The organism is Brevefilum fermentans, from assembly GCF_900184705.1.
Lineage (GTDB): Bacteria > Chloroflexota > Anaerolineae > Anaerolineales > Anaerolineaceae > Brevifilum > Brevifilum fermentans.
Genome location: NZ_LT859958.1, coordinates 1706884 through 1725754, shown reverse-complemented (window position 1 = coordinate 1725754; position 18871 = coordinate 1706884). Strand labels below are relative to the sequence as shown.

Below are 18871 nucleotides of genomic sequence, written 5' to 3'. Positions count from 1 at the left end.
CATACAAGAAATATTCTAAATGACAATGAAATTATAATTCTGTAGTTACATTATATTATACATTGCTTATGGTTATGTTTTTCATGTAATAATAAGAGATGTGATTTTAATCACCTGCAATTTGGACAGGTTGCACGCCAAATGTGTTCTGTTACGCATCATTGGGTAAAGAAGAGAGAAAAATCGTGATTCCTGATGATCTCAGTGATTATAATAAGAGTCCACTTCATACCTTGGGTGGACTGGATTGCTGTTTCAAGGCGGAAAAAGGTTAAAATTAATGCTTGATGAACATAAAGCATGATCCATTCCTTTATGGGCTTATTTTGTTATAATCATACAAAAGTCAATCCATTTCCAATTTCATGTGACTTATTGATGAATTCTTTGTTAATGACTATTAAGCAGAAGGGCGCTCACCCTTGATGGACCCGCAGGAAGAAATCGCCCTGATCGATGCAGCGAAATCTGATCCAAACGCTTTTGGTTTACTGTACGAGCGGTATGTTGACCGCATCTATAACTACATTTATTTTCGCATTGACAGCAAAAGGGATGCAGAGGACCTGACCGGGCAAGTATTTTTCAAGGCGATGAGTAATATTAAAAGTTATCGTCACATGGGTTTGCCCTTTTCAGCGTGGTTGTACCGAATTGCGCACAATCTGGTTGCAAATTACTATCATGATCGAGTGAGAAAACGGGAAATAGCACTGGATGATGAACAGGCTCAGTTTCTACCCCAGTATGACCAACATCCGGAAAAGCAAACGGTCAAGACACAAGAAATTGAAAATTTAATGGCAGCAATTCGTAAGCTTTCACCCATTCGCCAGGAATTGTTGGTGTTAAAGTTTTTGGATCAACTTTCAAACGCAGAAATTGGAAAAATTCTAAGAAAGAGCGAGGGCGCGATTAAAAGCCTTTATCACCGGACACTGCTGGAATTGCGCGATATTATGAGCACAGGAAAAGAAGAAAATGCTTAAAGTCCTTATCGATGGTTCGGGCGACATGCCAGAAGGTTGGGAAGAAAAATACCAGTTTCAGATCGTTCCCATTCCAATCCAAATTGGTGATAAAACCTACTACCAGGGTGTGGATATCAACCCTAGTCTTTTTTATGAACTGGTTCAGGATGAAAAGAATCGGCCCAAAACCGCAGCCCCATCACCCGACATGATCAAAACGTTGATAGAGAATTTATATGATGCAGGTGATACGGTCCTATCGATTAACGTATCTGGGAAAATGTCAGCAACTGTTCAAATGGTGCAAAAAGCTGCTGAAGAGCTTAAAAACAAGATAGAGGTGATTACATTTGACTCGAATGCGGGATCTGCAGTGCTTGCATTGATGGCACGAGATGCACGCCTGCGGGATATCGCCGGTGAAACCATTGAACAGATTTTGGAAAAACTTCGCCTGCTAAGAGATCAATTGATCATTGTTCTAACCCTTGACAACCTGGAGTTTGCGTATCGGTCGGGAAGAGTTGGCAAGCTGCAAGCCGCCTTAACATCAATTTTGGATATTAAACCAATTGTCACGCTGAAAGAAGGTTTATTAAGCATGTCAGACCTGGTGAGGACACGTAGGAAGTCTTTAGAAAAAATTGTTGCTAAAGTTTATCAGCGGTTTGGCAATGAAGCGATTAAGGTGGCGATTGTTCATTCACAAGACAGGCCTACTGCAGAATTATTGCAAAAAATGATTAGTGACACGCTTAATGTCACTGAGACTATCTTCACTGAGCTTTCAATTTCGGTAGCTGCGAATCTTGGTCCCAAAACAGTTGGGATCGTGGCATATCCGGAAATGATTTAGGGAGAAATTTGGAATGAAGGATCATCTCTCTGTCAGCGACGAGTTATTGGCTATTGAACGAATATTAAAAAACAGGTTTCATCCGATCAAGCCTGATCAGCGATTTGTGGGAAATTTGCGCTCACGCCTTGAAAATTCCCCGATATTTCTAAAGCAACGCCGGACTGCCTATATTTTTATTACAACAGCCGGCGGCCTTCTCTTTGGTTTGATCATCTTTTTAATTGGTAAAGAATTGTTGCAAGGATCAAGAGAGGCTTAAATCAGCTTTCTGATTGAAGCCTCTTGATCATTTGAGTCAAGATTGTTTTGTCGAGGGTGGATTTTTAAAAACCAAAAATCTCTAATTTATTGATCAATGCCTGGTTTGCAGGCTCAACCAGAATACTGCCATCAGGAAATATTATTGTCGGAACGCTGCGATTACCATGATTGGTCGATTTAACGAAGGCTTCTCCGTCCTCATTCTGATCAATATCAACCCAGACATAATCAACCTGGCGCTCATCCAAAATTCGCAACGCTCGCTTGCAATCGCCGCACCAGCGGACACCATAAACTGTGATCTTATTCGTCAAATTCACTCCTTAGCAGATGATCCGATTAATTGTAATCAGATGGACTGAAAAGCGATTCTAAATTCCAGGATCTCAAATCGATCATCGTTAATCCGGGGATGTTCCGCCCGAAATTTGTGGCTCCAATCAGGTTATTTTAACAATTCATTCCAATAAACAGTAAATCGTCAGATCTTCAGGCGATTGTTGGCTTGCTGAAATCCATCGGCCAAAAAAAGATCGTTAAACAACAACCTGTCCAATAAAGTTTGGACAGGTTGTTTATTTTTGAAAATTTTTAGTCTGCCCAACCCTGCTTTTTGACAAAATCTGTTATGACCGGGATGGTTACATACTCTCCATTGTAGGCTTTAATGCCCCAAATAATCTGGAAGACCAGGGCAGCGACCCCGGTCACGCAGCCAACAAATACAAACGACAATAAACCAGAAATCACCCAGGCAACAATGCCGAAAGCCAAGGCTTGTGGATAATGTGCCTTGAGAAAAGGTCGATCTTTCTTGTCTTCGAGCAATAAAAGAACTATCGGGATTAATGGTGTAAGTAGATAGGCCAATAAAGCCCACAGTTTATCATCGCTAGTAATGTTTGGATCAATTATTTTTTCCTCAGTCATCCTATGCCTCCTGAAAGTAGTGGTTGTTTGATGATTGGTTTGTTCATTCTATAAAAAAGTATAGCATAAATTATTTTAAATGCCAAACAACTCCCGCACCGGGGGATTTATTATGTTAAAATGGGAGGTATGGATAAGCGGATCGTCTTCATGGGGTCACCAGATTTTGCAGTTCCTGCATTGCAGGCGCTTGCTAAGAACTGGAGCATCGTCGGTGTTGTGACCCAGCCCGATCGACCCGCTGGACGCGGTCGAAAACTTCAACCCCCGATTGTGAAGGTTTTGGCTCATGAATTACAGTTGCCCATCTTTCAGCCAAAAACGCTTCGAGAAACTGCTGCGATTGATTTAATTCGCAAGCTTGCTCCTGATGTGATTGTCGTGGTAGCCTTTGGGCAAATTCTTAAACAAGATGTCCTGGCAATCCCGTCTTATGGTTGCATCAATGTGCATGCATCTTTGCTGCCCCGTTGGCGTGGAGCAGCACCTATCCAGGCGGCGATTTTGCATGATGAGATCACCGGCGTTACTATTATGCAGATGGACGAGGGTTTGGATACAGGTCCAATACTCAGCCAGCGTTCAGTGCCGATTCAACATGAGATGACCGCAGGCGACTTATCCGTTGCGCTGGCACAAATGGGCGCAGAATTATTGATTGATACCCTGCCATTATATTTCGATGGCGCGATTAAACCCCGTGCCCAAGTTGATGCCGAGGCAACGCAGGCACCCCGGCTCGTAAAGGCAGACGGCGAGCTGGACTTCAATCGCCCGGCGGAGTATTTGACCCGTCAGATCCGGGCTTTCAACCCCTGGCCGGGTTCTTTCTTTTATTTAGAAGGTGTGCAAATCCGGGTATTCCGGGCGCAGGCTTTGGTACAGAAACAAGCTGTCCCTGGCAAACGCTATATTATCGATTCTCAACCGGCGTTGGGCACTCGGAAGGGAATGCTGGTACTGAGTGAGGTGCAGGCGGCAGGAAAAAAACGAATGTCTGGCAGGGAATTCTTGCGGGGCACGCATAATTGGATAGAAGACCAGGAGGATTAATGCAAATGGCAAACTACGTGATGGCAATTGATCAGGGGACAACCAGCACACGGGTGATTGTGTTTAATCACCAGGGGGAGATCATTGGTATAAAACAAAAGGAGCACGAACAACATTACCCCAAGCCGGGATGGGTTGAACATGACCCTCTGGAAATCTGGTCATCAACCCAATTAGTGGTGCAGGGAGTATTAAATGACCTGAACCTTACACCCAATGCTCTGGCTGCAATTGGGATCACCAATCAGCGGGAGACGACCTTGGTTTGGGATCGGGAGACGGGCAAGCCTTATTACCCCGCGATTGTGTGGCAGGATACACGTACGGACAAACTGTGCAATGAACTGGCTAAAGACTTTGGTCAGGATCGTTTTCGCCAGGTCACAGGACTGCCCCTTGCCACCTATTTTTCTGGGCCAAAAATCGCCTGGATGCTGAAAAATGTGCCTGGCTTGCAAGATGATGCACGGGCTGGCAGGGCGATATTCGGTACAGTTGACACCTGGCTGACATGGAACCTGACGGGAGGTCCACAGGGGGGAGTGCATATTACGGATGTGACAAATGCCTCTAGAACTTTGTTGATGGATTTGCACACATTGGATTGGGATGAAAACATCCTCTCAATTTTGAATATTCCCCGGAGTATGCTTCCTGAGATCCGGCCCTCATCGACGATTTACGGTACAGCGAAAGGCGTGCTTTCCGGCGTGCCTGTTGCCGGCATCCTGGGCGATCAACAAGCTGCATTGTTTGGCCAGGCATGTTACGACCCGGGAGAAGCCAAGAATACTTATGGCACGGGTTGTTTCATGCTGATGAATACCGGGCAGGAGGTCGTTCCCAGTGCGTCTGGCCTGTTGACAACGGTCGGTTACCAAATTGGCGACCAGCCAGTGGTCTATGCCCTGGAAGGTTCGATTGCCATTGCCGGCGCGTTGGTTCAGTGGCTGCGCGATAATCTGCGTATGTTCGGTTCTTCTGACGAGGTTGAAGGGCTGGCAAAAACAGTTGAGGACACCGGCGGAATTTATTTTGTGCCTGCATTTTCAGGCTTGTTTGCGCCTTACTGGCGCAGTGATGCACGTGGCGTAATTGTGGGAATGACTCGTTACATTAACCGAGGCCATATTGCCCGGGCGGCACTGGAGGCAACTGCTTTCCAAACCCGCGAAGTCCTGGATGCTATGGAGAAGGATTCACAGGTCAAATTACAGGCTTTGAAGGTGGATGGGGGGATGGTCGTTAACAACTTATTGATGCAGTTCCAGGCGGATATCCTGAATGTACCGGTGATCCGCCCGGTGGTATCAGAAACCACCGCCCTCGGTGCGGCATATGCTGCCGGATTGGCGGTAGGGTTCTGGCCCAATATTGACTCACTGCGGGACTATTGGCGTGAGGACCAGCGCTGGATGCCGACGATGTCAGAAGAACAGCGCACGGTGAAGTATCAAGGCTGGAAAAAAGCGGTCACCCGCACCTTTGATTGGGTCGAGTCTTAAGCTTAATGCCCATTGAAATCTAACCCGAACCAGTCATGGCTTATCCTCTGATTTAAATCTGTGGAGTGTTCCAGGGCTTGTCGGTGGCTTTATTCCAAATTATTGATCGTCGCGAAAGAATCGCCGCTTCCAGTCATATAGCAGGTTCAAAGCTTCGATTGGAGTCAGGCTGTTGATATCCAGGTCTGTAAAGGCTTGAAGCAGCGGATTGTTCTCCGGGAACAGGGTGAGCTGACCCTTTTCCTGCTCCTTTTGTTCGAGCGTGGATCCAGAAGAAATTTCCAGTTGGCGCAATATTTCGTGGGCGCGCTGGGTCACCGGTTTTGGCAGACCGGCTAATTGCGCCACGTGGATTCCATACGAGCGATCGGCGCCCCCGGGCACGATTTTGTGCAGGAATACCACGTTATTATCCGCTTCAGAAACCGCAATATTGTAATTACGAACCCCTGGCAGCAAATCAGCAAGCTGGGTCAGCTCGTGGTAGTGGGTGGCAAATAAGGTGGAAGCTTTTAAATCAGGGTGGCTGTGAATATACTCAACCATCGCCCAGGCGATAGACACCCCGTCATAGGTGCTGGTGCCTCGACCGATTTCGTCCAGAATCAACAAGCTACGGTGGGTGGCGTTGTGCAAGATATTCGCTGCCTCGACCATTTCAACCATAAAGGTCGATTGCCCGGCGTGGATTTCATCTTGGGCGCCGATGCGGGTAAATATCCGATCCACCAGGCCGATTTTGGCGGATTCAGCGGGAACAAAAGAACCCATCTGCGCCATTAAGACGATCAACGCGACCTGGCGCAAAAAGGTTGATTTACCGCTCATATTGGGACCGGTGATGATGCGGATGATCTCGTCCTGTTCAAATACGGCATCGTTTGGGACAAAGCGATCAGATGTGCGCAACTTCTCAACCACCGGATGCCGCCCGTTTATGATCTGCAGGCATTTTTTGTCAACGACTTCAGGTCGGTGGTAGCCGTTGAGTGCAGCAGTGTCTGCCAAAGAAAGATAAGCATCTAACTGTGCAATCGCCCGGGCGGTAGCCAGCAATTCCTGGGCGCCTTCAGCCAATTCAGCACAAACCTGGGCAAATACCCGGCTCTCAATCTCATGAATGTGTTCTTCAGCGTTTAAAACCAGGCTTTCGTATTCCTTAAGCTCAGGAGTAATATAGCGTTCGGCGTTCACCAGCGTCTGTTTACGGATATATTCCTCAGGCACCAAATCGGTGTTTGCTTTGGTCACTTCAATGTAGTAACCGAAGACTTTGTTATATCCAACCTTAAGTGTTTTAATTCCCGTACGTTGCTTTTCGTTTTTTTCAAGGTCTGCGATCCACTGGCGCGCATGCTGTGAAGAATCCATTACGTTGTCTAATTCAGGTGAAAATCCTTTGCGGATAACACCGATGCTTGCCAAAGTTGCTGGCGGTTCATCCTGGATGGCGGCTTGGAGCAGCGAAAGCTGGTGATGGCACAGGCGGATATTGCTCAATGTGTGGGCGATAGCGGGATCTTCATCCTTAAAAATAGCTTTCAAACGCGGTAAATGTGCCAGATTTTCGCGGATTGACACCAGGTCGCGTGGGATGGCGTGCCCGGAGACCACCCGGTTGGTCAAGCGTTCAAGGTCGTCAAAGGACTCCAAAGCCTCCATGGCTTCGGCTCTGATGAGACCGTTTCTATAAAAATACTCAACTGCGTCCAGGCGGCGTTGAATTTCAGCGGTGTTGCGCAAAGGTTTGCTGACCCACTGGTGTAACAAGCGACGACCCATCGGGGTGAGCGTACAATCGAGGATGCCCAGCAGGGAGCCATGGGTTTTCCCTGAGCGGATGGTTTCGGTGAGCTCAAGATTTCGACGGGTTTCTGCATCCAACACCATGAATTCGTCCAGGGTATACGTGCTGAGATGATTGAGCAGTTTGAGGGATTGGCGTTGGGTGTCTTCAAGATAAGCCAGGATTGCTCCAGCAACGCGCACCGCCATGGGCTTACCCCTCAGACCAAAGCCGTCCAGTGAAATCACGCCAAAGTGCTCTTTAAGGGTGTCGGTGCAGCGACCTAACTCATAATGCCAGCTTTCATAAGGCGTACTGAAGCCGGGCAGATGTTCAGGTCGTGGCAGTGAATCGGGCCAGAGAATCTCTGATGGTTGCAGCCTGAAAAGCTCGGAGCGGATCTGGTCCTCGACATCTTTGCCAACCAGCTCAGTGACTGCAAATTCACCGGTTGAGATATCGACATAAGCCAGTCCGGCTCGCTGGTCCTGGAAGAAAACGGTTGCCAGGTAATTATTGCTGGGTTGTTGGAGCAAGCCGGGTTCAACAACGGTCCCCGGTGTGACTACACGGATGACTTCACGCGGCACCAGTCCATTTTCCGGTTCATCTGAGATCTGTTCGCAAATGGCGACATGGTAACCCTTGTTGATCAGGCGTGAAAGATAATTCTCAGCTGCATGATGGGGGATGCCTGCCATCGGTACGCGAACGCCTTTTGAAACCGGTCGAGAGGTGAGGACAATATCCAGTTCCCGCGATGTGATTTTTGCATCCTCATCAAAGGTTTCGTAGAAATCACCCAACCGAAAAAAGACGATCGCATCAGGATGCTGACGCTTGATATCCAAATATTGCCGGCGGAGAGGGGTTAATTTATCCATCAATTAAAATTACATTAAGTGCTTTTGTTTTAGTCAATCCATTCCGACTCATTCGAGAACTGCTTACTGAGGTGATTGCATAATTTCGCGGATATAAACCTGCACCTGATCCAAGGCTTCAGCCAGTTTGGATGAATCTTTTCCACCAGCTTGCGCCAGGTTTGGCTTGCCTCCACCGCCGCCGCCGACAACTCTGGCAACCTTTTGGACGAGGTGAACGGCATGAAAACCGCGCTTCACCAGGTCATCCGTAACTGCGGCAATTAGGATCGGCTTACCGTTTTGGTCGGATGCCAGGACGGTCACACCTGTGCCGTGTTTTGCCCGGAACCTGTCGGCCATTTCACGCAGGACATCAATGTCTGCGTTAGGGAGAATGGCTTTAAGAACTGGGATCCCTTCGATGTGGTCCAGATGATCCAGGATTTCATCAAAGGCACTGCCGACCAGCTTATGGCGGATTTTTTCATTTTCTTTTTCCAGGTTGCTGATGGCATCGAGTAAGTTTTTTACCTTAGGTAGTGTTTCAGCCGGCGATGTGCCCAGGTGGGCATTAATCTCATCAAGGGTGTTCATGCGTTCACGGGCGAGCTGATAAGCGCGCCATCCGGTGACGGCCTCAATGCGGCGAACACCTGCTGCAATGCTGCCTTCATAGGTGATCAGGAATAAGCCCACATCGCCGGTATTATCGACATGGGTACCGCCGCAAAGTTCGTAGGAAAGAAGTGCATCATCACCGATCTGAATCGTCCGAACGATACCCTCATATTTCTCACCGAAGATCGCCATTGCGCCTTCCTGTATGGCTTGATCGAGGGGCTTTTGAGCGATGTTTAAAGGATAGTTGGTTAAAATGGCCTGGTTGACATGCGCCTCAACCGCAAGTATCTCCTGGTGGGTCATGGGTTCAGGATGGGTGAAATCGAAGCGCAAATGAGTCGGCGCGACCAGCGAACCCGCCTGCCTGGCATGTGATCCTAAAACCGAATGCAACGCAGCGTGCAGGAGGTGAGTGGCGGTGTGATTACGCATAATCTCGGCTCTTCGTGTGAGATCAACCCGGGCTATGGCCACGTCACCGACCTGTGGGTTGCCTGCGGTAACTTTGCCAGTGTGAACGATCATCCCCGCAGCGGGTTTTCGCATCCCCGTTACATCGATGACCCAATTGCCTTCAACCGCGCTGACGATTTGACCTGTATCAGAGACCTGGCCGCCGGATTCGACATAAAATGCAGTTTCTGGCAAGAGCACTTCGACTGTATCACCCAAGGCAACTTGGTCCACGACTTGACCCTCTTTAATCAGTGCCAGGACTTCTTGTGGCTTTTCCTCAGGATGGTATGGGTCATAACCGACACCGGATTGTGAGAGTTTTCCAGCGTCGATCAGTCGGTCATGCAGTGCGGTAATAACTTTCACCTCTTCAGGGGCCTCCCCGGCAAAAGATTTATCCGCGCCTGAAATCAAACGATGCGTTTCCATGGCTTCTTGATAACCTGAGGCATCGACATCCAGTCCCTGTTCCTGGGCGATATCACGGGTAATTTCAAAAGGCAATCCCAATGTAGCATAAAGATTGAAAGCTTTTTCTCCAGGCAGCACCTTTTCTCCACTGGTTTTAAGTTCAACGAGCAGCTCTTCTAAATGTTCTAACCCGGCATGGACCGTTTTGGCGAAGCGTTTTTCTTCCCGTGTGAGGTTATCTAAAATGGCAGGGGCGTTGCGCTTGAGTTCTGGGAAGAATTCTCCATACGCATCGATTACGACCTGCGAAACTTTGGCTAAAAATGGTTCGTGCAAGCCCAGCGCCATTCCAAAACGAGCCGCCCGGCGGACCAACATACGGCAGATATAGTTGCGACCGATATTGCCAGGTACCACGCCATCGGCAATCAGGAAGGTCGTAGAGCGGGCATGGTCTGCAATCACCCGGTAGGGTGTCAGGTTGGCTTCTCGTTCTTCGTCAGACTGTGATGTCAGGTTTTGGATACAGGCTATCAGCGGGGTGAACAGGTCGGTTTTATAATTCGACGGAACACCTTGCAAGATTGAAACGATGCGCTCAAATCCCATGCCAGTATCAACATGAGTTTTTTCTAATGGAATGAGTTCAGTTGGCGAGATACGGTTGTATTGAATGAAAACCAGATTCCAGAATTCTAAAAAGCGCCCACAATCGCCATTGACCTGGCAGACGTGGTCCGGGTCATCACCAAATTCACAGAACTCAGGGCCGCGGTCGAAGTGAATTTCGGAGTCCGGTCCGCAGGGCCCGGTATCAGCCATTTCCCAGAAATTCTCTTTCCGGCCAAAAGGCAGAAGGTGATCAGGATTAAAACCGGGTTGTTTAAGCCAGATTTCTGCAGCTTCTCGATCTTCCGGGATGATTCCCAGTTCGTCTTTGAAGTAGGAAGCCCACAATTTCTCTTTAGGGAGTTTCCAGACTTCCGTCAGCAATTCCCAGGCCCAGGCGATAGCCTCTTTTTTATAATAATCGCCAAAGGACCAGTTTCCCAGCATTTCAAAAAAGGTGTGGTGCGTATTGTCCCGTCCCACCTGCTCAAGATCATTGTGTTTTCCGGATACCCGCAGACATTTCTGTGAGTTGACTGCGCGAGTATACGGCCGTTGATCTGTGCCGAGGAAGACATCTTTAAATTGAACCATGCCAGCATTAGTAAACAGCAAGGTTGAGTCTCCCCCGGGGACCAAGGAGGATGATGGGACAAAAGTATGGCTCCGTTCGACAAAAAAATCAATGAAACTTTGCCTTATCTCCGCCCCTGTGGGTTTTACTGACATAAAGGACTCCTGACATGCTGTAATGATAATAACCTATAAATTATACGATATTTGGCAGGGGGTTGGGAAGGCGAACGGGTTGGCGAATGCCAAATCATTCAGTACCTGAGTTTCTGCCATTTTCTGACTCAATCGAGGAAAAAATCGCTTGGGGAAATAGAAACCGCAATCAAAAAATCACAGGATATTTATGGTTTTAATTAATATTTTGATTCGAAAAAGCAGGTAATTTGCTGATCAAGTTCGTGGATCTCATTCCAGCCGCTCCCGGCCAGCCAATGCTCGCAGGAGCGTATTCTGATCCGCGTATTCCAGGTCCCCACCGACGGGCAACCCACGAGCCAGCCGCGTCACCCGGATGTTGAGAGGTGCAATGCGCTCATGCAGATACATGGCGGTCGCATCACCCTCCATGCTCGGGTTTGTAGCCAGGATAACCTCTTTAAAATCTTGAGATTCCAGCCGAATCAGTAATTCTTTGATTTTGAGATCCTCCGGGCCGATCCCTTCGATAGGCGAAAGCACACCGTGTAAGACATGGTAAAGACCGTTGTATCCAGCAGTTTTTTCGATCGCCAAAACATCCAGGGGTTCTTCAACGATGCACAAAGTCTGGGCATCCCGAAGCGGGCTGTTGCAAATCTCACAGGTTGGCCGGTCTTTTAGGGTGATATTAAAGCAAACTTCGCATAGCTTTGTATCTTTTTTAATTCCTAATAAAGCCTGAGACAGGGATGTAGCCAGATCTTCGGGCGCGCGTAACAGGAAAAAGGTGAGCCTAGAAGCTGTCTTTGGGCCGATTCCGGGCAAGCGAGCAAAGGCATCAATTAAATTCTGGACAGGTTCGGGTAATCGATGCATAAACAGTAACCTACTAACCCAAACCCAATCCGCCCAACATATTGGTGAAGGGGCTCATTTTCTGGCTGGCGAGCTCTCGGGATTGGTCTAAGGCTGCATTTACACCACTGGTGATCAAATCCTGAAGCATCTCGGCATCGATGTCTTCCAGCAGATCCGGCAGGATTTCCACCGATTTACACACCTGATCGCCGGTCATGGTCACACGAATCGCGCCGCCGCCAACGGTCGCAGTGACGGTTTCATCAGCCAATTCAGCCTGGGCTTGTGCCATCTGCTCCTGCATCTGCTGAAATTGTGTCATCATCCCACCTCCGCCAACACCCTTGCTTTGTCGGGGTCGATTGTATCCTTTTGCCATGTTTTTTCCTTTCAACAACTATTCAATCTTTATTTTTCTTCTTTTGCTCGGCTGATTCTACCACCCAGATCACGTGTTGCTGTACTCACCATTCCATCCTCTTCGATCTTTAAATCGTCGGGAATTGGATTCCCATCGTGTGTGCTAACAATACATTTGATTAATAAAGGCTGGCCCAGAACTTCTTCGAGAATATCCATGGTCAGCGTGAGGTTGCCTTCTTTTTCCATCATTTCCTTAAGCAGGTTAGATGAAAACCCAAGGATCACAACATTTTCTCTTATACCAGTCAGTTTCGACGAGTTGAGCAGACCTTCAGTTCGAGGGTTGTGTTTTTTAACCAGGGCTTTAATTTTCGGCCAGGCTTTTTGGATATCGCTGAAGCTGATTCCTCCAGCATCCTGTAAGGATGCGGTGCTTGTGACCGCAGCATTTGCAACGGTTTCTGGTTCCGCCGCTTCATGTGTCACGAGATCTATTGCTTCAAGGTCCGCTTTATCGACAAGCTTTTCAGCTTTCGGGACAGGGGTGATTTGTGGGGCTGGAGTCGTGTCTTCGACTTTCTCTTTGGATGCTTTTAAATTTTCTGCTGCTGTCAGAGATGGTTTTGCGACTTTAACCAGGTCGACATCCACTCGAGGGGCGCCTAATTCTGGCTCGGGTTGGGCTAAATAACTGCTAAAGGCTAATTCGAGCCCCAACCCTGGATGCCAGTTGAAATGTTCCTGGGTGGTTGCTGCATTGAATCCGTTAATGGCTTCCAGTAATTCTCGCATTGAAAATTGAGAGGCATGTTTTTCGAGTGCATCTTTGATGGTCTCGACCGCTTCAACCTGGATTTTGTTATTCATTTTGTAAAGAAGAACGTTTCGAAGATAAGTTACGATTTGTCGCGAAAATTGGCGCGCATCTGCGCCGCTGTCCAACGCATTGCTGATCAAGGACAAACCTGTTTGAGTGTCTTTTGCCAGCAGTGCGTCGATGACTTCAATCACCCGCAAACTGGTGGCTGTGCCTAAAACTTGTTGAGCCATCTCAAGCGTGATGTGCTCGTCTGAGGATGTGAGCTGATCAAGCAAAGAAACTGCATCCCGCAGGCTGCCGGTGGCTTGCCTGGCGATCTCAGTAAAGACGGATTCGTCTACATTGAGTTCCTCAGCGTGAGCTTTTTCTTTCAAGTATGAGATCATGCTGGAAATAGGAATCCGGCGAAATTCATGACGCTGACACCGTGAGAGCACCGTCGCCGGAATTTTGTGAATTTCCGTGGTGGCCAGGACAAAAATTGCGTGGGGAGGTGGCTCTTCCAGCGTCTTTAGGAGGGCATTGAAGGCTGCATTCGAAAGCATGTGGACTTCATCGATGATATAAACCTTGAAACGTCCCTGTGATGGTGAAAAGTTGATCTTTTCGCGCAGGTCTCTGACATCATCGACGCTGGTATTCGAAGCGGCATCGATTTCGATGAGATCCATGAATCGTCCAGAATTGAGAGCCTGGCAGTGTGCACAGGCATTACATGGACGCATGGAGAGGTCCGGTTCGAGGCAGTTGACAGCCTTTGCCAGTATACGTGCGGTTGTTGTTTTGCCTGTGCCGCGTGGACCGGCGAATAAGAATGCATGGGCAACTCGGTCATTGGCGACAGCATTTTTAAGCGTCTGGGTCACATGTTCCTGGGCGATTACCTCTTCCCAACCCTGTGGGCGCCATTTTCTATAAAGTGCTTGGGTCATAAGTTATCTTTTATCCCTAAGGTATTGAATAAGTTGTTATAGTCTCGCCAGCAGAATCCACCAAACGAGCTGTTTCTCCAGATTGCCAAATGGCAGAATCTGCCCGCCAGAACAATTCTATTACCGTATTCGTCCCGGCTTTTGAGAGAATCTTGATGGCACCGCCGCTGCTCAGTATCAGGGCAGGAAATGTGAATTTGTGCCCGTCCTCGTCGATGAGTTGCCACCCCGTTAGATTGGTTGGATTTTTCCCCTGGTTGATGATTTCAACGTATTCAATATTTATATCCCCAGCGCCGACTATTGCACGGATGGTGATGTTGACATCCTGATCAAAGAGCGAAAGATCAGGAGTGGGGTCGAGATCCTGGACGCCTGTTTGGCTCTGTCTGGAGGGTTGATCCACTGCAGTGGCTGGAATAGAAGGGGCTGATATGTCAGGGAGAGGATGCGCGCGCTGCCAAAACCACAGCACAGTCAGTGTAACGCTTACAGAAACGATGATATTGACTAAAATAAAAAGGAACGCGCGCGATTTCTTTCCCATTGAAAGCTTCCTTCCGATGTAATGAAATGATAGCACACCTTAGGTTTTTTGCCAAAAAATGGATCAGAGCCACAATTAATGAAAGCATAATGCCGTATTCGTTTGAACTGCGAATTTTCCACCGAAGAAGAGATTCGTGAGCCTTGCTTTTCCCTGTACATTATCGATATCAGGTTAATGAATAACAAGACAGGCATTGCTCTAAATGCTTGCTTTGGACTGCGATTGATCACATTTTATGTTTCGCTAAAAGCCAATTGTTTGATATGTTCGATGTGATCGCGCTGATGCCAGAGCGTTCGCCGCAGGATTTTGCGATATGACCAAATTTCGCCCTCAATGCCCCTGACGACCGTCTTGTCTGCAAACTGTGGGAAAGTTTGCTCAATCAAATTCGCCGTATGTGCCAGGCGGGCTGTTGTTTCAGTAGGGAATTCTTGCCGGGTGAGGTTAACCAGATCCATTCGTTGGAGATACCAGAGTTCCGCATTGGCGACGTGTTTGGCGATGCCCAGAATGGTCCAGCGCTGATTTGGGAAGTCTTTTTCCAGCAATTGCGGTGGGAGTGTGGTTAGACCTGCCAGCAACTCCTCACGCTGCCATCGAAAAATCATCAACCCCTGTTCAATCTCCACCATTGAAAGCGGGCGCCAATCATCGATGAACCAGGCGTTGATCTCATATCCCTCGCCGGCGGGAGCGGGCAAATAGTCTGCGCCCAGGCGGAAAGTGTCATACTTTTCCACAACCACCATGCCCATGTCCGTAAAATTCACCCAGGGATCATCGGTGTGATTCTTGATCCAGTAATCGTATTCCAGCAGCGCTCGGGGCAGGTTGATCAGAGCTTCGGCTTCGTCCATGCCATAGGCGAAACAGCCAGGGTAATCCAAAGCCCAAGCCAGGGTACGTCCTTCAATATTATTTTCGATGCCAATCCGAATGTGCATAAATGCTCCTTTGTACGCGACAGCCATATTCTAATCGCATTAACGACCCGGAGAATTGAAAATCGGGCACAATATTGACCGATCTCGCCTGGTTATTCAGCGCTTTGTGCGAAATGAGACCATGATTAATCGACGAATATTGGGATATGTCCGAGGGAGATGATGTTAGACCATTTTGCCTGCTCGCCCTCGGTGAGTATTGCGGCTTCAGCAACAACGGATGCACCGGCTTTATCCAGAATAAAATGCATGCCCTGGAGTGTCGAACCTGTACTGATGACATCATCGATGATCACAACCTTTTTGCTCTTGATTAATGCACGATCTTTCTCATCGAGAAACAGGGTTTGTTGTTCGCCAGTGGTGATGGAGAATGTCTCCGATTGCAAGGCATCGCCCATATAGAGTTTATAGAATTTACGTAACACCACATAGGGTTTGCCAGTGGCAACGGACAGTGCATGGGCAATCGGAATGCTTTTTGCTTCAGCAGTTACCAGAACATCAAAATCAAGACCAATTAATTTTTCAGCCAGGGCTGTAGCACAAGCCTCGACTAAGGGCGTATCTCCAAGGATATTTAGAATCGCGATTCTTAAACCAGGTTTAACTTCAAATAATTCTAATTCACGGTGCAATCCGGCGATTTCGATGCCATAAGTTTCACGTTTTTTCATTGTGAGTTCTCCAAAGAATTTTTAATTGGGTTAATTATAAATCATGTTGTTCATTTTTTTATCAACTCTCCCGCTTCTGAAACGTAAAAGTAATCGACAGCAAAGATATTGTCAATTGCCAGGTTCTGAGAGATTAAATTTCGAACGTGCCATGGACGCCGACCCTGGCACGTTCATATAAGGAGGAGAAGAAGAGAAGTCGCCTTTACTTGTACCCATGTTACAGCAAATCGAAAGATCATGCTTGACGATTGCCCTACGATTACTCTACGATTGTCCCATAATACATATGGAAAAGCATTGAGAAAAGTAGTTTTTGGCAATATATGCAGTATGATTGACGCCACACAAATCAATTCAGTAGAAGAAAAGAGGTGTTGTTTGGGGCTCACATTTGTTGAAATAACGAATTCACCAATTGGTCCGATCAGTTTTGCATCCGGTGAGCACGGATTGCAAGGTGTCGCTTTCTCGAACCTGGAAGAATATAAGGCAACCCTCAACCAACCGGACGAAACTCCGACTTTGGCGGGCTGGGAAACCGCCAATAAATTGCTGGTTGAGATGAATGCCTACCTGTCAGGCCTCCAACGCGAGTTCACCGTTGATATTGACTGGTCGTATATCCAGGGATTTCAACTCCAAGTTCTGCGCATCACCTATGAAATCCCTTTTGGACAGGTGATGTCCTACGGTGCAATCGCAAATCAGCTTGGTAAACCGGGTGCAGCAAGAGCAGTTGGCACCGCCCTGGCGCGCAACCCGATACCAATTGTGATTCCCTGCCATCGGGTTATTGGGTCTGACCATGGATTGCACGGCTTCGGTGGCGGTTTGGATGTAAAAGCTTACCTTTTAAAACTGGAAGGTCATACGGTCATCAACCACAGGGTGATTCAGCCGTAAAAAGGTCGCGCGCCCAAATTTTTCGTTTGTAGCGGACAAATACAGGGAAGAACAAAAATGACGAGTCATGATGGATTGGATTTTGGCGGCTATAAGTCGGGTTACGTTGCCCTGCTGGGCAAACCGAATGTCGGCAAGTCAACTTTGTTGAACGGGTATCTTGGGCAAAAGGTAGCCGCTGTTTCGATAAAACCGCAAACGACACGGCGTCGCCAGCTGGGTATTTTAACAACCGAAGATGCCCAAATCATTTTTGTGGATACCCCGGGATTACACAAAGGAGGCTATAAATTAAGCAATTTTATTAACCAGGAAGCCTGCTATGCATTGATGGATGCCGATTTAATCCTGTTCATGGTAGATGTCAGCCAGTTGCCCGATGAGGACGACCGTTGGCTGGCTCAAGAAGTGGCTGAAAAGGCACAAAAGACGCAGAAATTGCTGGTGCTGAACAAAACCGATCGAGTCGATTCCACCGTAGCTGAGCAAAACGCCCTCGCTTACGTCGAATTATTGGACTTTGTCGACCGGATTTATATTTCTGCTATCACCACACGTGGACAGGATGCTTTGCTGAAGCGGGTAATTGAGTTGCTGCCGGAAGGTCCCCAGTATTTTCCGGATGATCAAATCACAGATATCTACGAAAGAAACATTGCAGAGGATCTGATTCGCTCAACTGCATTAACTTTTCTACGTGATGAAGTGCCTTACGGTCTTTATGTACGGGTGGATGATTACAAGCTGCGCGAGAATGACGTGCTTTATATTCATGCCACGCTGATCGTTGATCGCGAATCGCATAAGGGGATTGTGATTGGTAGGGGCGGTTCGATGATCAAACAGATCAGCACTGTTGCCAGACGGGAGATCGAAGAGATGAGCGGAAATCCAGTCTTTCTTGAGTTAAAGGTCAAAGTAGTTAAGAATTGGCGTAATGATCAAAATTTCTTGCGGCAATACGGGTTGAGCCATGACTGAACGCTTTTGGTTGATGACTGCAGTTGTTTTCGCCATCTTTTTTGCCGATTGGTTGACGGTCGGTTTTTCATGGCGAAAAGCTGAATATATTCTAAAGCCGGCTGCCATGGCGATGGTTATATTGTGGACGTGTTTCACCGCAGGGTGGACGTTTGAGGTTCTACTGATCCTGTTCATTTTAGGTCAGACAGCCGGCCTGGCTGGCGATATTTTCCTCATGCTGAGCCCGCGCTGGTTTTTAGCGGGTTTAGCCTCTTTTTTAGTGGGTCACCTGTTTTATATCGGGCTTATCGGGAGGCAAATCATCACTGCTACCCGTGAGTTTGGTCTGAATCACTATGCAGCCTGGTGGATGGTTTTAATTATCATCATTTGGGCAGTTATGCTAAGGTTGTTTTACCGCATTGTTATCCCTGAAGCACCCCGGTTAAAGATGCTGCGTTATTTTTGGATCTTGGTTCAGGTCTATGCCTGGATCCTGGGAATATTGGTGATGGTTTCCTTTTTATTGGTAACCATACCGGCGAATTATTCACCAGCAATGCTGTTTTTGCCAGCTGGCGCTCTGCTTTTCTTCATTTCTGATTCCTTATTGGCATACGACCGGTTTACCCGAAAAACTCCCGCAATCAGGTTGTGGGTCATGGTGACCTATCACCTGGCGCAGTTTGGCCTGGCTGCGGGCTTTATTGCTGCCCTCGGCATAATTCCCTGAGCGAATCATCTTCTTTCGATTTTTCTTCAAGGCCAGATACCTGAATTCACAACTATTAAACAGTTCTCGTTTTTGATGTA

The 18871-nt window shown here is 47.8% G+C and carries 18 protein-coding genes; 8 read left to right on the top strand and 10 right to left on the bottom strand.

Going from position 1 to position 18871, the window contains the following annotated elements; translation table 11 throughout:
• The first annotated feature begins 425 nt into the window (after nt 1–425).
• From CFX1CAM_RS07605 to CFX1CAM_RS07595, 3 genes are read left to right on the top strand one after another with little or no spacing between them, the layout of a single operon-like run.
• The gene (locus CFX1CAM_RS07605; protein ID WP_087862447.1) at nt 426–989 is read left to right on the top strand and encodes a sigma-70 family RNA polymerase sigma factor; all 564 of its coding nucleotides are present in this window, start codon (nt 426–428) and stop codon (nt 987–989) included.
• Nucleotides 982–1827, top strand: coding sequence for a DegV family protein (locus CFX1CAM_RS07600; RefSeq protein ID WP_087862446.1), 846 nt, complete (start codon nt 982–984; stop codon nt 1825–1827). Before CFX1CAM_RS07605 ends, CFX1CAM_RS07600 begins: the two co-directional genes overlap by 8 nt.
• A 13-nt stretch (nt 1828–1840) precedes the next feature.
• Nucleotides 1841–2089, top strand: coding sequence for a hypothetical protein (locus CFX1CAM_RS07595; protein WP_087862445.1), 249 nt, complete (start codon nt 1841–1843; stop codon nt 2087–2089).
• Between the two features lie 64 nt (nt 2090–2153).
• Here CFX1CAM_RS07595 and CFX1CAM_RS07590 read toward each other — a convergent pair whose 3' ends face one another.
• Complete coding sequence (locus CFX1CAM_RS07590; RefSeq protein WP_087862444.1) at nt 2154–2405, bottom strand: glutaredoxin domain-containing protein; 252 nt, start codon at nt 2403–2405, stop codon at nt 2154–2156.
• Between the two features lie 277 nt (nt 2406–2682).
• Nucleotides 2683–3021, bottom strand: a complete 339-nt coding sequence (locus tag CFX1CAM_RS07585) for a DUF4870 domain-containing protein (RefSeq protein ID WP_087862443.1) — start codon at nt 3019–3021, stop codon at nt 2683–2685.
• 129 nt (nt 3022–3150) lie between these two features.
• Between CFX1CAM_RS07585 and fmt the strand changes: the two genes are divergently transcribed.
• Both fmt and glpK read left to right on the top strand, forming a co-directional pair.
• On the top strand, nt 3151–4074 hold the full coding sequence (gene fmt / locus CFX1CAM_RS07580; RefSeq protein WP_087862442.1) for a methionyl-tRNA formyltransferase: 924 nt from the start codon (nt 3151–3153) through the stop codon (nt 4072–4074).
• A gap of 5 nt (nt 4075–4079) precedes the next feature.
• A complete protein-coding gene (glpK, locus tag CFX1CAM_RS07575) occupies nt 4080–5579 on the top strand; it encodes a glycerol kinase GlpK (protein ID WP_087863253.1) in 1500 nt (499 codons plus the stop codon).
• Nucleotides 5580–5678: 99 nt separating this feature from the next.
• On the opposite strand, the gene mutS is transcribed toward glpK, so the two are convergent.
• The 8 genes from mutS to CFX1CAM_RS07535 all read right to left on the bottom strand — a co-directional run bounded on the left by mutS (nt 5679) and on the right by CFX1CAM_RS07535 (nt 16189).
• On the bottom strand, nt 5679–8249 hold the full coding sequence (gene mutS / locus CFX1CAM_RS07570) for a DNA mismatch repair protein MutS (protein ID WP_087862441.1): 2571 nt from the start codon (nt 8247–8249) through the stop codon (nt 5679–5681).
• A gap of 63 nt (nt 8250–8312) precedes the next feature.
• Nucleotides 8313–11057 carry an alanine--tRNA ligase gene (alaS, locus tag CFX1CAM_RS07565; RefSeq protein WP_087862440.1) on the bottom strand — a complete coding sequence of 915 codons (2745 nt, stop codon included), beginning with the start codon at nt 11055–11057 and terminating at the stop codon, nt 8313–8315.
• 252 nt (nt 11058–11309) lie between these two features.
• A complete protein-coding gene (recR, locus tag CFX1CAM_RS07560; RefSeq protein WP_087862439.1) occupies nt 11310–11918 on the bottom strand; it encodes a recombination mediator RecR in 609 nt (202 codons plus the stop codon).
• 13 nt (nt 11919–11931) lie between these two features.
• Nucleotides 11932–12279 carry a YbaB/EbfC family nucleoid-associated protein gene (locus tag CFX1CAM_RS07555; RefSeq protein ID WP_087862438.1) on the bottom strand — a complete coding sequence of 116 codons (348 nt, stop codon included), beginning with the start codon at nt 12277–12279 and terminating at the stop codon, nt 11932–11934.
• 29 nt (nt 12280–12308) lie between these two features.
• Nucleotides 12309–14015, bottom strand: coding sequence for a DNA polymerase III subunit gamma/tau (gene dnaX, locus CFX1CAM_RS07550; protein ID WP_087862437.1), 1707 nt, complete (start codon nt 14013–14015; stop codon nt 12309–12311).
• A gap of 16 nt (nt 14016–14031) precedes the next feature.
• Nucleotides 14032–14562, bottom strand: a complete 531-nt coding sequence (locus CFX1CAM_RS07545) for a lamin tail domain-containing protein (protein ID WP_087862436.1) — start codon at nt 14560–14562, stop codon at nt 14032–14034.
• 236 nt (nt 14563–14798) lie between these two features.
• The gene (locus tag CFX1CAM_RS07540) at nt 14799–15512 is read right to left on the bottom strand and encodes a DinB family protein (RefSeq protein ID WP_087862435.1); all 714 of its coding nucleotides are present in this window, start codon (nt 15510–15512) and stop codon (nt 14799–14801) included.
• 125 nt (nt 15513–15637) lie between these two features.
• Nucleotides 15638–16189 (bottom strand): phosphoribosyltransferase family protein, encoded by a 552-nt coding sequence (locus CFX1CAM_RS07535; RefSeq protein ID WP_087862434.1) that lies wholly within the window; start codon nt 16187–16189, stop codon nt 15638–15640.
• 381 nt (nt 16190–16570) lie between these two features.
• Here CFX1CAM_RS07535 and CFX1CAM_RS07530 point away from each other — a divergent pair, with 381 nt between their 5' ends.
• From CFX1CAM_RS07530 to CFX1CAM_RS07520, 3 genes are read left to right on the top strand one after another with little or no spacing between them, the layout of a single operon-like run.
• The gene (locus tag CFX1CAM_RS07530) at nt 16571–17095 is read left to right on the top strand and encodes a methylated-DNA--[protein]-cysteine S-methyltransferase (RefSeq protein WP_157891786.1); all 525 of its coding nucleotides are present in this window, start codon (nt 16571–16573) and stop codon (nt 17093–17095) included.
• A 57-nt stretch (nt 17096–17152) separates the two neighbouring features.
• A complete protein-coding gene (era, locus tag CFX1CAM_RS07525) occupies nt 17153–18076 on the top strand; it encodes a GTPase Era (RefSeq protein WP_087862432.1) in 924 nt (307 codons plus the stop codon).
• Nucleotides 18069–18791: a lysoplasmalogenase gene (locus tag CFX1CAM_RS07520; RefSeq protein ID WP_087862431.1), complete on the top strand. Its 723-nt coding sequence runs from the start codon at nt 18069–18071 to the stop codon at nt 18789–18791. The genes era and CFX1CAM_RS07520 overlap by 8 nt, the downstream gene beginning before the upstream one ends.
• The last annotated feature ends 80 nt before the right edge of the window (nt 18792–18871 follow it).

What these genes read in the sequence shown, in the direction of transcription:
- CFX1CAM_RS07605 (WP_087862447.1), top strand. Translation starts at nt 426, where the DNA reads ATGGACCCGCAGGAAGAAATCGCCCTGATCGATGCAGCGAAATCTGAT.
- CFX1CAM_RS07600 (WP_087862446.1), top strand. Translation starts at nt 982, where the DNA reads ATGCTTAAAGTCCTTATCGATGGTTCGGGCGACATGCCAGAAGGTTGG.
- CFX1CAM_RS07595 (WP_087862445.1), top strand. Translation starts at nt 1,841, where the DNA reads ATGAAGGATCATCTCTCTGTCAGCGACGAGTTATTGGCTATTGAACGA.
- CFX1CAM_RS07585 (WP_087862443.1), bottom strand. Translation starts at nt 3,021, where the DNA reads ATGACTGAGGAAAAAATAATTGATCCAAACATTACTAGCGATGATAAA.
- fmt (WP_087862442.1), top strand. Translation starts at nt 3,151, where the DNA reads ATGGATAAGCGGATCGTCTTCATGGGGTCACCAGATTTTGCAGTTCCT.
- glpK (WP_087863253.1), top strand. Translation starts at nt 4,080, where the DNA reads ATGGCAAACTACGTGATGGCAATTGATCAGGGGACAACCAGCACACGG.
- mutS (WP_087862441.1), bottom strand. Translation starts at nt 8,249, where the DNA reads ATGGATAAATTAACCCCTCTCCGCCGGCAATATTTGGATATCAAGCGT.
- alaS (WP_087862440.1), bottom strand. Translation starts at nt 11,057, where the DNA reads ATGTCAGTAAAACCCACAGGGGCGGAGATAAGGCAAAGTTTCATTGAT.
- recR (WP_087862439.1), bottom strand. Translation starts at nt 11,918, where the DNA reads ATGCATCGATTACCCGAACCTGTCCAGAATTTAATTGATGCCTTTGCT.
- CFX1CAM_RS07555 (WP_087862438.1), bottom strand. Translation starts at nt 12,279, where the DNA reads ATGGCAAAAGGATACAATCGACCCCGACAAAGCAAGGGTGTTGGCGGA.
- dnaX (WP_087862437.1), bottom strand. Translation starts at nt 14,015, where the DNA reads ATGACCCAAGCACTTTATAGAAAATGGCGCCCACAGGGTTGGGAAGAG.
- CFX1CAM_RS07545 (WP_087862436.1), bottom strand. Translation starts at nt 14,562, where the DNA reads ATGGGAAAGAAATCGCGCGCGTTCCTTTTTATTTTAGTCAATATCATC.
- CFX1CAM_RS07540 (WP_087862435.1), bottom strand. Translation starts at nt 15,512, where the DNA reads ATGCACATTCGGATTGGCATCGAAAATAATATTGAAGGACGTACCCTG.
- CFX1CAM_RS07535 (WP_087862434.1), bottom strand. Translation starts at nt 16,189, where the DNA reads ATGAAAAAACGTGAAACTTATGGCATCGAAATCGCCGGATTGCACCGT.
- era (WP_087862432.1), top strand. Translation starts at nt 17,153, where the DNA reads ATGACGAGTCATGATGGATTGGATTTTGGCGGCTATAAGTCGGGTTAC.
- CFX1CAM_RS07520 (WP_087862431.1), top strand. Translation starts at nt 18,069, where the DNA reads ATGACTGAACGCTTTTGGTTGATGACTGCAGTTGTTTTCGCCATCTTT.